The organism is Kribbella sp. C-35, from assembly GCF_046549195.1.
Classification (GTDB): Bacteria; Actinomycetota; Actinomycetes; order Propionibacteriales; family Kribbellaceae; genus Kribbella.
The window spans coordinates 555,267-568,105 of record NZ_JAJPWG010000004.1 but is presented as its reverse complement, the minus strand read 5'-3'; the positions used below and the strand labels follow the sequence as shown (position 1 = coordinate 568,105).

The window sequence follows — 12,839 nt, the reverse complement described above, 5'->3', positions numbered from 1 at the left end:
GGCCGGGCCGCAGCCCCCAGAGTGACCTGCCTCCGGGGGACTGCGGCCCCCGGCGCCGGACCTCCGGCTTCAGCGCCTCGACGATCGGCATCGTGACAGCGACCGTTGACCGGTGGGGTGCGGTTGGGTAGCGTCATCGGTGCGTTCGAGGGCGCGCCGAGACTCGCCGGAAGGCTGGAAGCCACCTCGATTTCCGAAGCCGAGTGCGGTTGATGACGCTCTCTTGAGACCCGTGCGAGTCCGGGTGCGAGAGGACGCATTGTGAAACTGCTGCCTGATCGGCCCAGCATCGAGTACCTGCGCAAGGAAGCCAAGGATCTCCTCGCGGTACTGCGGGAGTCCAAGCCGGACGCTTCACTCGCGGAAGCGCAACGCGCGCTGGCCGCGGAGTACGGCGTACGCGACTGGCCGGCGTTGAAGACCGAGGTCGAGCGCCGGGTCGCGGACACACCCACCGCACCTCAAGGACTCGCTGAGGAGCTGGCCGACGTCTTCGGTCTGGGGACTGTGACGGCTCCGGCGAAACCCGTGATGTTTACGGATATGGGGCGTTGCTGGGAGCTGACGACCGACCGCGGGCGCTGGTTGGCGGTGACGGTCTACAACTGGATCACGAACGAGCAGGCGGAGCTCGGTGCGCGGCTTCGAGACGCCGCGAGTGCGGCGGGCGTGGCGGCTGCGGTTGCCGCGCGGAGTTCACAAGGGCGGCTGGTCGAGCGTGTGCACGGTGAGAACTGGCGGGTCCACGAGTGGCTCGAGGTCGGGCCGTCGCTGGCGCTGCCGGTTTCGGCGGCGGTTGCGCGGCGCGCGGGTGCGTTGGCGGGGACGCTGCATGCGTTGGCTACCCCTAGCGATGCGCCTGTCCACGGGTATCTGACCTATCGCCGACCCGAGGCCGACTGGCAAGAGTTGCTCGGTCGGGCGCGGGCAGCGGGCAAGCCGTGGGCCGAGCGACTGGACGCGTGGCTGCCGGCGGTCCGCGAGCTGCGGGCGATCGAGTTCGAGCTGCCTGACGAGCTGGTGTTGTGCCACCAGAACCTGATTCCGACCCACGTGCGGCAGGGGCGTGACGGTCAGCTGATCGTGATGGAGTGGGATTTCGCCGGGCCGCTCACGGCCGAACTCGAGCTTGGGTACATGTTGACGCACTGGCTGTTGCGGCCGGAGCTCAATCGTCAGGGAGTGGTGGCGTTTCGGGACGGGTACGGCGAGGTGCGGGAATGGCCGAAGCTCGAGCTGGCGTCGTTCGCGGTGGCGATCACGGGATGGCTCAACTGGACGTACAACGCGATCTGCGAGGCGATCAACCCTGAGGATGCCGATCGTGCGCTCTTTGCCGAGCGGGAAGCCGTAGGTGTCCTGGATCGGCCGATGACGCGTGGTGGCCTGGAGCAACTACTCGCGGTCTGAGAGCGCGGCGGCCAGAGCCGCGGCTGCTGGTTCGGACAGGTGGCCGTGCAGGAGTTCCGTTCGGTGTACCAGGCGTGGCCTGGTCAGCGGGACCGCCGCGAGCTCCTGCACGACTGCTGAGCGGGGGAGGACGGCGAGGCCGTGACCGGACTCGATCAGGGTGAGGAGCGTGTGGAGGTCGGTGCCGTTGTAGGTGAAGGCCGGGCGTAGCGCGTCGGAGCCGGCAGCGGCGCGCAACGTCGCGAGTGGGGCGGCGAGGTCGGGGGCGTCGATCCACCGCGCGTCTGCTAGATCGCCGAGCGCGAGACCACGATCACGCCTGGCCAGTGGGTGGGTTGTGGGGAGGGCTACGACGAGGGTGTCGTGGGCTACGGAGGTGGTGCGGAGCTGCACGGCGTTGGTCAGGTGGAGAGGGTCGGTGGGGGTCGCGATGCCGTCCACGAGACCGAGGGTGAAGGTGCCGGCGGCGACACCGGCGACGACCTGATCGCGCCCGCAGACGGTCAGTGACGTCTCGGTGCCGGGATAGGTACGCCGTACCTCGGCCAGCGCGGTTGCGAGTGACCGGGCCGGCAGGGGAGACGCGGCGAGCGCGAGGGTGCTGGGCGGGTCCGCGACGGTACGGCGTACGTCGGCGCGGGCCGCGTCCAGCCGGAGCAGGATCGGGCCGGCGTGTTCGAGCAGGCGCTCGCCCGCCGGTGTCGGTACGACGGGCCGTCGGCGGAGTAGCGGCGTACCGAGGTCGCTCTCCAGGGTGGCGATGTGCTGGGACACCGCCGACTGGGTGTAGCCGAGTCGCGACGCGGCCGCAGAGAACGACCCGCAGTCGGCGACCGTGACGAACGTCCGCAGCAGGTGAGGATCCACGGGTATCAGTATCTCTGATCGACCATGCAGAGATCATCGTTGGCGCTGATGCTCGCCTTGGCCCGAGGATGGACCTATGAACGCCTACTCCGGACGCCTCGCCCTGGTCGGGGACCGCTCACCGCATGTCCGCTCGCACACCCGGATCCCCGGTCTGCTCAAGGAGCTCGAAAAGCGCGATCACCTGGACCTCGACGTCTACTGGGTCCCGAGCGACGACGTGGACGATGCGCTCGAAGGCTTCGACGGGATCTGGCTGCTGCCGGGCAGCCCGTACCGGAGCGAGGCCGGTGCGGTCACCGCGGTCCGGATCGCCCGCGAGCACGGGATCCCGTTCCTCGGGACGTGTGGCGGGTTCCAGCACGCCATGCTCGAGTTCGCGCGCAACGTCTGCGGCGCAACCGGCGTACAGCATGGTGAGAGTACGCCGGACGCCGACGAGCTCCTGATCGTGCCGTTGCAGTGTTCACTCGACGGACACGAGGGCGGAGTGCAGGTGCGGGCAGGAACCCGTGCGGCCGAGCTACTCGGTGTAGAGCGCTCCATGGAGCGGTACCACTGCTCCTACGGCCTGGACAGCAGCAAACTCGACCTACTGCGCGAGCACGGCATGGTCTTCAGCGGGTACGACGACGCAGGTGAACCACGCATCGCGGAGCTGCCGGGACACCCGTTCTACCTGGCCAGTCTGTTCCAGCCGGAGCTGGCCGGCGACGGCAGACGCCCACACCCGTTCATCCAGGCGTTCGCGCACGCGGTCGCCGGCCGCAGCGATCAGATCGCGGAGACCGGCCGCGGGGCCATGCCTGCGGCGACGTAGCAGGCGTCGATGAGCTCCATGGTGGCGAGCGCGTCGTCGGCGTCGGTGAGGATTGGAGCGCCGTTGCGAACCGCTCCGGCGAACGCCTCCAGTTGGTACGTGTACGACGTCCGCGTACCGAGGTGCTCGACCCAGGTGTCTTCCTTGGTCGTCACGATCACCCGGTCGTCCTTCTGCGGAAGCACGTAGAACGGGGCGAACGCCTCGCCGCGGCTGCCGACGACCTTGAGACTGAAGTCGACCGCCTCGGCGGCCATACTGGTCCGCACCACACCGGTCGCGCCGTTCGGGAACTCCAGGTCGGCGTTCAGCCACTCGTCCACACCTGGCAGCCGTTTGCGCTCACCGGCCCGGGCACTGATCAGCTTCGGCGCGCCACCGGCGTACGGCGCGAACATCCGCTGTGCGTGCAGCGCGTAGCAGCCGACGTCCATCACGGCACCGCCGGCAAGCGGCAGCGACCAGCGTGGGTTGTCCTCCGCCGGCGGGGGCATCACCATCGTCGTCTCGACCTGCTGGAGGTCGCCGAGCTCACCCTTGGAGACCAGCTCCTGCAGCCGCCGCATCACCGGGTGGTACGCGTAGTGGAACGCCTCCATGAACACCAGACCGGACGAGCGGACGGCGTCCCGGACCTCCAGCGCCTCGGTGGCGTTGCTGGCCGACGGTTTCTCGGTCAGTACATGCTTGCCTGCGGCAAAGGCCCGAAGGTTCCACGGTCCGTGCAGGCCGTTCGCCAGCGGGTTGTAGATCGCTTCGATCTCGGGATCGTCCAGCAGTTGCTGGTACGACGCATGGACCCGTTCGACACCGTGCTCGGCGGCGAAGGCCTCGGCCCGGCCGGTGTCGCGTGCAGCGACCGCGACCAACCGGGCGCCGGTCAGCTTGGCGGGCTCGACGATGGCCCGGTCGGCGATCCGGGCGGCACCGAGGATGCCGATGCGAAGCGGTTCCATGCGTTCTCCCTTGCTGACAGCGATGGGGCGGCGGGGGCGAGTCCTCGAGAGCGGTGAATCCTGTAGGAAGCCTAGTTCGTCACTACATGGCTCATCGACAGACGAAGCCGTCATCCTGCCCCACCGCACCCAGGCTCCAAACCCACTGCCCGCGATCCGGACCGCCGCGACCGGAAAGTTCACCCGGCGTTCAGCGGGTGACGGCTCCGGCAGCGGACCGCGGAGGTCTGATCAAATTCGGGTGGTGGCTCGACGGATTCCGGTCCAGCCTTCAGGATGAGCCCATGAGTACCGTCCAGGTCCAGGTCGATCGGAACAGCCGTACGCCGTTGCACGTGCAGCTGGCGCAGCAGCTGGAGGCGGCCATCCAGGGCGGCGAACTGCCCGTCGGGTCCCGGCTGAGCAACGAGGTGGACCTGGCCGAGGCGTACGGACTGAGCCGGCCGACCGTCCGCCAGGCGATCGCCCGCCTGGTCGACCAGGGCCTCCTGGTCCGCAAGCGCGGTGTCGGCACGCAGGTGGTCGGCAACTCCGGACAGGTACGTCGTTCGCTCGAACTGACCAGCCTGTACGACGACCTCACCTCAGCGCACCGCAAGCCCGAAACCGACGTACTGCGCTTCGGAATCTCACCCGCGACCGCAGAGGTCGCCACTGCACTGCAATGCGAGCTCGGCGACCGGGTACTGCGGCTGGAGCGGCTGCGGCGAGCAGACGGCGAGCCACTCGCTCTGATGCGCAACTGGCTGCCGCCGGAGATCCTGGAGACCGACCCGGCCACACTGGCCGAGCGTGGTCTCTACCAGCTGCTGCGGGCTGAGGGGGTCCGGTTGAAGGTGGCGCACCAGACCATCTCCGCCATACCGGCAACACCCGAGCAGGCGAAGCTGCTGTCGGAGGAGCCGGGCGCACCGCTTCTGGCGACCACCCGGATCACGTACGACGACCACGGTCAGCCGGTCGAGTACGGCTCCCACCTGTACCGCGCGAGCCGCTACTCCTTCGAGCACACGCTCGTACACCGCTAAGACCCCGGCTGGAAGTCGTCCGCCTGGCGGGGCGGGAAGACCCACTGCGTGCTGCGAGCGATCTGAGCCAACTGAGCGGCTGTCAGCAGGGGACGGGGCCGGGTGTGCTCGCTCTTCTCCTTGGGGGCGTTGTAGTTCGTCAGGCTGATCTGGGTGCCGTTGGGTCGGAAGAGCTCCACGACGGTCTCCCGGACGCCGCCTGGGTTCGGGCCGTCCGTGTACAGCGGTTGGTCGTCGTACACGACGTGCACGCTGCCGCCTGCGTGAATGGTGCACGTGCCGGGCGGGAACGGGTTGCAGTCGGTGATTGCGTCCGCGGTGGTGATGCTCAGCGTGAGCAGCGAGGCGCCGGCGCCGTCGTTCAGAAGGACGCTGGCTTCGTTCGTACCGAGGCCGTAGCCACCGGACTTCGTGGAGTTGGTCAGGGTGAGTCCGTGCGGGAGGAGACCAGTCAGCGTCGCCAAGGGGCAACCAGCTCGGGCGTGGCGGGCTGCAGGTCCTCGGTCGCCCGGCGCATCAGAGATGGACGGCTTCGTCGCCCAGCACTGCTCGGCCGAGCGGGGACAGCTCGGCCATTGCCTGCAGCAAGGACAGGCGGAGCTCGTGGTCGCCGGTCCGGTCCGCCCGGTCAGGTGTCCGCTCCACAGGTCGCTCTGTCGAGCTCCGTCGGCGCCGCTGGGAGATGTACGTCCGCGCCAGAACGGTCTGCGCGTACGCCGCCGGGTTGTCGGTCTGCTCGACCCGTCGCCAGGCCCGGTACAGCTTGGCCAACGTCTCCTGGACCAGGTCTTCGGCCAGGTGGTGCTCACCGGCCAGCAGCCACGCCGACCGGTACAGCTGCGGCGTCCGCGCCTTGGCGAACTCCTCGAAATCCTGCGTCGACCGTGTCAAAGCCACCCTCCCGAGGTCCCCTGTCACCCGGTTCGACGCCGTGAGTGGCGGTTCTGTTACCTACGGAATTGCAACAAGCTGCAATTTTCTGGACCTGGCCGTGACCCGATCGATACGGTGAGTGAGCCAGCGGCGTGTCACGGTTGTCCACAGGGCAGCAGACACAGGTGGCGCCGGACGCCCCACGGTTGAAAGGATGGTCCCGCATGGTGACCGAGCGTGGTCGCCAGACGGGACTCACACGGGGAGATCGATGACTGCGGACAGGCTCGACGCGCACCGCTCGAGCTGGAACGGTGCCATCGAGCTGATCGACGCGCAGGTGCGCGACGTGGTGCGCCGCGAAGGGATCGACCCGCTCCGCGACCCGGGCGCGGTGAACTCGATCGTCGCCACCGTCGTCCGGGAGTACGACGAGCGCAGTCTGAGCGGTGTGGTGCCGCCGATCGGCGACCTGGAGGCGGTCAGCCGCGAGGTCCACGACCGGGTTGCCGGCTTCGGGCCGCTGCAGCGCTACCTGGACGACCCGTCGGTCGAGGAGATCTGGATCAACGAGCCCAGCCGGGTGTTCATCGCCCGCGAGGGCCGGCACGAATTGACCACGACCGTGCTGACCGAGGAAGAGGTCAGCGACCTGGTCGAGCGGATGCTGAAGACCACCGGTCGCCGGATCGACGTGTCGCAGCCGTTCACCGACGCCCGGCTGCCGGACGGAAGCCGCGTCCACATCGTCCTCGGCGGCATCACCCAGCGGTATGCGGCGATCAACATCCGCAAGTTCACGGTCCGCGCGACCCGGCTGACCGACCTGGTCCAGCTCGGCTCGCTGACACCGCACGCGGCCGCGGTGCTGGAGGCGTCGGTTGCCGTCGGCCTCAATGTGCTGGTCTCCGGCGGCACACAGGCCGGCAAGACCACGATGCTGAACGCGCTGGCCGGTTCGATCCCCGGTAGCGAGCGGGTGATCAGCTGCGAGGAGGTCTTCGAGATCAAGCTGCCGATCCCCGACTGGGTGTCGATGCAGACCCGGCAGGCCGGTCTCGAAGGCACCGGTGAGGTGCGGCTGCGCGACCTGGTGAAGGAGTCGCTGCGGATGCGGCCCTCCCGGGTGATCGTCGGCGAGGTGCGCGGCGAGGAATGCCTCGACCTGCTGCTTGCGCTGAACAGCGGCCTCCCCGGCATGTGCACGATCCATGCGAACTCGGCGCGTGAGGCGCTCACCAAGATGTGCACGCTGCCGCTGCTGGCCGGCGAGAACATCGGCTCCCGCTTCGTGCTGCCGACGGTGGCCGGCTGCGTCGATCTCGTCGTACATCTCGGGATCGCGGCGGACGGGCGCCGGCGGGTGCGCGAGATCGTCGCGGTCACCGGGCGGCTGGAGGAGCAGGCGATCGAGACCGAGACCCTGTTCAGTACGCACGACGGGTACCTGCGGCGCGCCGAGGGGCAGTTGCCGCATCCGGAGCGGTTTCAGCAGGCGGGGTACAACGTGGCCGGGCTGCTGACCGAGTTGCCGCGTGGGGCGGCGAGCTGATGGGGCTCGTGATCGGGCTGTTCTTCGGTGTCGGGCTGCTGCTGATCATCGCGGCGTTCGTGGCGCCGATGGAGTCCGTGCCCGGCTCCGACGGGCGGCTGCGCGGCAAGAGCCGGGACCTGCTCGCGAGCGCGGGGATCGAAGGCCTGACGCCCGGTGCGTTCATCGGCGCCTGCGTGATCATGGCGCTCGTCGCGTTCCTGCTGATGTTCGCGGTGTCCAAGACGTTGCCGATCGGTGTGGTGTTCGGGCTGATGGCCGGGTGGCTGCCGATCGCACTGGTGCGGTCGCGGGCGCGGAAGCGGCTGGCCGAGTTCCGCGAGCTGTGGCCGGATGTGGTGGACAACATCGCTTCGGCTGTCCGCGCCGGGCTGTCGTTGTCGGAGGCGCTGTCTCAGGTGGGCGAGCGCGGGCCGTTGCCGTTGCGCGAGCCGTTCCGGCGGTTCGGTGCGGACTACGCCTCGACCGGCCGGTTCGCCGAGTCGCTGGACCGTTTGAAGGCACGCCTGGCCGACCCGGTCGGGGACCGCGTGGTCGAAGCGCTGCGGATCGCGCGCGAGGTCGGCGGCGGCGACCTCGGCCGATTGCTGCGGTCGCTGTCGTCGTTCCTGCGCGACGACGCGCGGACCCGGTCCGAGCTCGAGTCCCGGCAGTCGTGGTCGGTCAACGGCGCACGGGTCGCGGTCGCGGCGCCGTGGCTGGTGCTGCTGTTGCTGTCCTTCCAGGGCGACGTCATCCAGCGGTACAACTCGCCGGTCGGCGCGCTGATCATCGCCGTGGGCGCCGTGATCTGCGTGATCGCGTACCGGGTGATGCTGCGGATCGGCCGGCTGCCCGAGCCCGAGCGGGTGCTGCGATGAGCCCGATGCTGCTCGGCGGTTTCCTCGGCGCGGTGTTCGGCGCCGGGTTGCTGATCGTCGTCCTGCGGTTGCCGTTCCTGCGCAAACCCACGGTGGACGAGCGGATCTCGCCGTACCTGCGGGATCTCGGGGTGCCCGACGTCTTCGTCGGCGTGATCGACTCGGGGTCGCCGTTCTACGCGATCCTGCGGTTGTTCGGTCCGTCGCTGCGGTCCGCGGCGAAGCGGCTGGAGCGGATCCTCGGCGGCGCGAACACGATCCGCCGGCGGTTGCAACGGGCCGGGCTGGACCGGACGGTCGAAGAGTTCCGGATCGAGCAGTTGCTCTGGGGCGTGATCGCCTTCGGCGCCGGGATCGTGATCTCGGTGGTCGCCGTCGCGGTCGGTCTCGGGGATCCGGTGGCGCTGCTGGTGTTCTGCCTGGTGCTCGGGATCACCGCGCTCCTCGGCCGCGACACGTACCTGACAGCCCAGGTACGGCGGCGTGAGCGGCGCCTGCTGGCCGAGCTGCCGACCGTGGCCGAGCTGCTCGCGTTGTCGGTCGCAGCTGGTGAAGGTCCGGCCGCTGCCCTCGACCGCGTCGCGCGGTCGTCCCGGGGTGAGCTGGCCAACGAACTGAAACGCGTCCTGGCGGAGACCAGGGCGGGAGAGACATTGGTCCGCGCGCTCGACGCGCTCGCGGACCGCACCGGGTTGCTGGCGCTCTCGCGCTTCGCGGACGGGCTGGCGGTGGCGCTCGAGCGCGGCACCCCGCTGGCCGACGTACTGCGGGCGCAGGCCGGTGACATCCGGGAAGCCGGGCGCCGCGAACTGATCGAGTCCGGCGCCCGGCGCGAGGTCGCGATGATGGTCCCGGTGATCTTCCTGGTCCTTCCGGTGACCATCGCGTTCGCCTTCTACCCGGGCGCTGTCGGAATCCGGCTGATCGCCGGATGAACTGAGGAGAGGTCATGTCCCTACACCTGACGAGGCTGTTCCTGACGTTGCTGCTGAAGCCACGTCCGGCGCGGAAGGAGCGCGGCGACGTACCCGGCTGGGTGCTGATCACCGTGATGACGGCCGGCCTGGTCGTCGCGATCTGGAAACTGGCCGGCGACCAACTCGCCGACATGCTCAGGAGCGCGTTGTCGTCGGTCAGCAACAAGTAATGCCGAGGGCGCGCGGCGAGCGGGGGTCTGCGGTCGTCGACTTCGTGCTGGTCTCGACGATCCTGGTGCCGTTGTTCCTCGGCATCCTCCAGGTCGGCCTGTTCTTGTACGTGCGCAACACCGTGACGGCAGCGGCCTCCGAAGGTGCGCACTACGCGGCCGTGCTCAACCGGGCGCCGGCCGACGGTGCGGCACGCACTCGGGAGCTGATCAGCGGCGTGGTGACGGACGGCCTCATCGACTCCGTGTCCGCGGAGGAGACCGACATCGACGGGCAGCCCGGCGTCGAGGTGTCCGTCCACGCGCACATGCCGCCGCTCGGGCTGTGGGGACCCGGGATTTCGTTCACCGTCGAGGGACATGCGGTGAAGGAGACCGGCGAGTGAGGCGCCGCCGGGACGAGCGGGGGAGCGCCGTCGTGGAGTTCTCCTGGCTGGCGATCCTGCTGATGGTTCCGCTGGTGTACATGATGCTCGGCGTGTTCGACGTACAGCGAGCGTCGTACGGCGCGACCGCGGCGACCCGTGCCGCCGGGCGGGCGTTCGTGATCGTGCCGGACGGGGTGTCCGAGGACGAGGCGCGGGCGCGCGCGTTCGACGCTGCGAAGCTGGCGATGAAGGACCAGGGGATGGAGCTCAGCCCGGACGAGCTCACGATCAGCTGCGATCCTGCCTGTCTGCAGCCGGGCTCGACCGTCACGGTCACCCTGGAGACGAAGGTCCGGCTGCCGCTGATCCCGGATGCGCTCGGCGGCGAACCGCCGGCGATCCGGATCAGCTCCTCGCACACCGAGGCGTTCGGCGACTACCGCCAGGCCAAGGGCACCGGATGACCCGGCGCAGGCGCGGCGAAGAAGGACAGATGACCGTCCTGATCGTCGGGTTCACGGTGGTGATCCTGCTGATGGTCGTCGTGGTGACCGACATCTCGAAGGCGTTCCTGGTCCGCCGTGACCTCGATGCCATCGCGGACGGCGCCGTCCTCGCGGCCGCGAACGGGCTCGCCGCGGTCTACGCCCAGCCCGGAGCGGGCGGCAACGCCGTGATCGACCCCGACCAGGCGCGCCGGCTGACCGCGGACTATCTCGACGACGTTGCCGCAGGCAACAGGTTCGACAACCTCGACTGGTCCGTGGACGTCGACGGTACGACGGTGACGGTGCGGCTCACCTCCACCGCCGACCTCCCGTTCCAGCCGCCCGGCTTCCCGGGGACGGCGGACGTCGCCTCCGAGGCCGCCGCCATCGTCCCGATCCGCTGACATGAGGGTTTCCGGCTCTTGTGACTGATGTGTGGGTGGTCGACGGGTGCCAGGTTTGGTGTGATCTGCAGCTCGACAGGATGTGTCGGTCGGCTGGGTAGTGCACCTGAGCGTGAACGTGTCCGTGCGTACAGCGTCTCACCGGTGCTCTACCTGTCGAGCTTGCACATCCCACGGCCCACGAGCAGCCGTGCCGCCACCACAACCCCCACACCTCCGGCAATAGAACCGGGTATCCCCTGGTGTTGTGGGTTCTCCCCTCGCATACCAACGGAGAAGGCACAACACCGTCGGATATCCCCTCGTGTTCGGGACGGTGCACGCCGGACGGTGGTGCGGTGCGTGCGTGCAAGCGGTGGTGCGGTGGTGCGGTGGTGTGGTGCGGTGGTGTGGTGCGGTGGTGTGGTGCGGTGGGGGCTGAAGACAGGAGCTGGTGGGCGGAGACAGGGAATGTCGGGTTCCAGCCCGCCACGGCCTGTCATATGTCCTCGGGTGCCCCACCGACACCCTCACATCGGACCGGAGAGCCGTTCTCCGCACGTCGGTGGAGGTTGGCGCTATCCGCGCAGAACCCTCCTAGCTGAAGAGACCGGGGTTGTCGGTGAGCCAGGTGGTGAAGGTTCGGCCGGTGTGGCCGGTGAGGAGTTCGATGCCGGGTTCGATGGTGGCCGGCGTACCGACGCGGGACGCCCAGTAGGCCAGCAAGGTCTCGCGCTGGCCTTCGTCGCGCATCTGCATCTCGGCGCGGGCCTGGTCGGGAGTGAGGTCGACGGCCTCGATCGGTACGCCGGTGATCTCGGTGACGAGCCCGATCTGGTGCCGGCGCGTCATCGACTCCGGTCCGGTCATCGGGTACCCGCGACCGTCGTGCCCGTTGCCCGGCCCGTCGAGCAGCACGCGCACCGCCGCGTCGGCGATGTCCTGCTCGTGAATCGGCGCTTCCTCGGCCTCCAGATAGGGCAGCCGGATCTGACCGGTCGCCCGAACCTGGTGAGCCCAGTACTTCGCGTTGCTCATGAACGCGCCCGGCTGCAGCCGGGTGGTCGCGTACGACGCGTTGGCGATCACCTGCTCGGTCTTCGCGTGGGGATCCTCGGGACCGCCCAGCGACGACAACGACGAGAGCAGGACGACCTGCTTCACGCCGGCTGCTTCGGCTGCGGCCACGAAAGCGGGCGCGGTCGACGGGGAGGAATACAGGAAGACCTGGCTGATGTCGCGGAGCGCGTCGGACGGGTCGGCCGGGTCGTAGGCGACGGCCGACGGGAGGGCGGAGGGCTCGCGGCTGGCGACGCGGACGTCGTGTCCGGCCGCGATCAGACCGGCGGCGACGGCGCGGGCGATCGCGCCGCGACCGCCGGTGACGAGAACAGTCATTGGTGGTGCTCCAAAATTAGAGTGACTACAACAATGGAATCAGTAAAGCAGATCCGCTAGGGTCGGTGCAATGGAGCTCGGGCGGCGGGAACGCAAGAAGAAGCAGACGCGGCAGGCCATTTCGGACGTGGCCACCACGCTGTTCCTCGAGCGCGGCTTCGACGCGGTCACCGTCGCCGAGGTGGCGCGGGCCGCGGATGTCGCCGTACAGACGGTGTTCAACCACTTCCCGGCGAAGGAGGACCTGTTCTTCGACGAGCCAGGGTGGTGGACCGGGCCGGCGCGGGCGGTTCGCGAGGCGCCGCTGGAGGCAGATCCTGTGGACGTGCTGGAGGCCGAATACCTCAAAGGGACCCGGGAGCGGCTCGAAGTCGGTCATTTGGCCACCTGGAAGCAGTTCGTGCGCACGATCGAGAGCAGTCCCGCACTGCTCGCCCGACGCCGCCTGGCCGCCGACGAGCTGGAGACATCGCTCACGCAGGCCCTCGACGAGCGGTCGCCGGACCACCTGCGCAACCGGCTGATCGCGGCCCTGTACGCCGCCGCGCAGAAGGTCCTCGAGGAGCAGTTGATGCACAAGCTGCCCGACGACCCGTCAGCCGAGGAGCTCGAAAGCGCGCACGCAAAGCTGGAGCAGGCGATCGCCGAAGTTTTCGCCGTTCTTCGTCGCGGCCTCGCCTGAGCTAAGC

At 69.1% G+C, this 12,839-nt stretch carries 16 protein-coding genes; 11 read left to right on the top strand and 5 right to left on the bottom strand.

Translation table 11 applies throughout. From position 1 onward, the window contains the following. The first annotated feature begins 261 nt into the window (after positions 1-261). The gene (locus tag ACLJOO_RS28585) at positions 262-1,410 is read left to right on the top strand and encodes a hypothetical protein (protein WP_410790494.1); all 1,149 of its coding nucleotides are present in this window, start codon (positions 262-264) and stop codon (positions 1,408-1,410) included. Here the strand turns inward: ACLJOO_RS28585 and ACLJOO_RS28580 are convergent. Further along, positions 1,396-2,277 (bottom strand): LysR family transcriptional regulator, encoded by an 882-nt coding sequence (locus ACLJOO_RS28580; RefSeq protein WP_410790493.1) that lies wholly within the window; start codon positions 2,275-2,277, stop codon positions 1,396-1,398. The two genes, ACLJOO_RS28585 and ACLJOO_RS28580, sit on opposite strands and share 15 nt — an antisense overlap. A 76-nt stretch (positions 2,278-2,353) precedes the next feature. On the opposite strand from ACLJOO_RS28580, the gene ACLJOO_RS28575 reads away from it, so the two are divergent. Beyond that, entirely contained in the window at positions 2,354-3,097 is a 744-nt protein-coding gene (locus tag ACLJOO_RS28575) for a glutamine amidotransferase-related protein (protein WP_410790492.1), read from the top strand. Here ACLJOO_RS28575 and ACLJOO_RS28570 read toward each other — a convergent pair. Continuing rightward, positions 3,052-4,053 (bottom strand): Gfo/Idh/MocA family protein, encoded by a 1,002-nt coding sequence (locus ACLJOO_RS28570; RefSeq protein ID WP_410790491.1) that lies wholly within the window; start codon positions 4,051-4,053, stop codon positions 3,052-3,054. The two genes, ACLJOO_RS28575 and ACLJOO_RS28570, sit on opposite strands and share 46 nt — an antisense overlap. A gap of 284 nt (positions 4,054-4,337) precedes the next feature. Between ACLJOO_RS28570 and ACLJOO_RS28565 the strand changes: the two genes are divergently transcribed. Next, positions 4,338-5,081 carry a GntR family transcriptional regulator gene (locus ACLJOO_RS28565; RefSeq protein WP_410790490.1) on the top strand — a complete coding sequence of 248 codons (744 nt, stop codon included), beginning with the start codon at positions 4,338-4,340 and terminating at the stop codon, positions 5,079-5,081. Here the strand turns inward: ACLJOO_RS28565 and ACLJOO_RS28560 are convergent. Beyond that, positions 5,078-5,545 (bottom strand): hypothetical protein, encoded by a 468-nt coding sequence (locus ACLJOO_RS28560; protein WP_410790489.1) that lies wholly within the window; start codon positions 5,543-5,545, stop codon positions 5,078-5,080. The genes ACLJOO_RS28565 and ACLJOO_RS28560 overlap by 4 nt on opposite strands. A 52-nt stretch (positions 5,546-5,597) precedes the next feature. Further along, positions 5,598-5,978: a sigma factor gene (locus ACLJOO_RS28555; RefSeq protein ID WP_410790488.1), complete on the bottom strand. Its 381-nt coding sequence runs from the start codon at positions 5,976-5,978 to the stop codon at positions 5,598-5,600. Positions 5,979-6,225: 247 nt separating this feature from the next. Here ACLJOO_RS28555 and ACLJOO_RS28550 point away from each other — a divergent pair, with 247 nt between their 5' ends. From ACLJOO_RS28550 to ACLJOO_RS28520, 7 genes are read left to right on the top strand one after another with little or no spacing between them, the layout of a single operon-like run. Beyond that, complete coding sequence (locus ACLJOO_RS28550) at positions 6,226-7,506, top strand: CpaF family protein (RefSeq protein WP_410790487.1); 1,281 nt, start codon at positions 6,226-6,228, stop codon at positions 7,504-7,506. Further along, positions 7,506-8,366 (top strand): type II secretion system F family protein, encoded by an 861-nt coding sequence (locus ACLJOO_RS28545; RefSeq protein ID WP_410790486.1) that lies wholly within the window; start codon positions 7,506-7,508, stop codon positions 8,364-8,366. The genes ACLJOO_RS28550 and ACLJOO_RS28545 overlap by 1 nt, the downstream gene beginning before the upstream one ends. Then, positions 8,363-9,301: a type II secretion system F family protein gene (locus ACLJOO_RS28540; protein ID WP_410790485.1), complete on the top strand. Its 939-nt coding sequence runs from the start codon at positions 8,363-8,365 to the stop codon at positions 9,299-9,301. The genes ACLJOO_RS28545 and ACLJOO_RS28540 overlap by 4 nt, the downstream gene beginning before the upstream one ends. 14 nt (positions 9,302-9,315) lie before the next feature. Then, positions 9,316-9,513 carry a hypothetical protein gene (locus ACLJOO_RS28535; protein ID WP_410790484.1) on the top strand — a complete coding sequence of 66 codons (198 nt, stop codon included), beginning with the start codon at positions 9,316-9,318 and terminating at the stop codon, positions 9,511-9,513. Next, positions 9,513-9,899, top strand: a complete 387-nt coding sequence (locus ACLJOO_RS28530) for a TadE/TadG family type IV pilus assembly protein (RefSeq protein ID WP_410790483.1) — start codon at positions 9,513-9,515, stop codon at positions 9,897-9,899. Before ACLJOO_RS28535 ends, ACLJOO_RS28530 begins: the two co-directional genes overlap by 1 nt. Continuing rightward, the gene (locus ACLJOO_RS28525; protein ID WP_410790482.1) at positions 9,896-10,345 is read left to right on the top strand and encodes a TadE/TadG family type IV pilus assembly protein; all 450 of its coding nucleotides are present in this window, start codon (positions 9,896-9,898) and stop codon (positions 10,343-10,345) included. Before ACLJOO_RS28530 ends, ACLJOO_RS28525 begins: the two co-directional genes overlap by 4 nt. Before the next feature lie 29 nt (positions 10,346-10,374). After that, positions 10,375-10,773: a pilus assembly protein TadG-related protein gene (locus ACLJOO_RS28520; RefSeq protein ID WP_410790481.1), complete on the top strand. Its 399-nt coding sequence runs from the start codon at positions 10,375-10,377 to the stop codon at positions 10,771-10,773. A gap of 576 nt (positions 10,774-11,349) precedes the next feature. Here the strand turns inward: ACLJOO_RS28520 and ACLJOO_RS28515 are convergent. Next, entirely contained in the window at positions 11,350-12,150 is an 801-nt protein-coding gene (locus ACLJOO_RS28515; RefSeq protein WP_410790480.1) for an NAD(P)H-binding protein, read from the bottom strand. 70 nt (positions 12,151-12,220) lie between these two features. On the opposite strand from ACLJOO_RS28515, the gene ACLJOO_RS28510 reads away from it, so the two are divergent. Then, complete coding sequence (locus tag ACLJOO_RS28510; RefSeq protein ID WP_410790479.1) at positions 12,221-12,832, top strand: TetR/AcrR family transcriptional regulator; 612 nt, start codon at positions 12,221-12,223, stop codon at positions 12,830-12,832. Positions 12,833-12,839 lie beyond the last annotated feature (7 nt).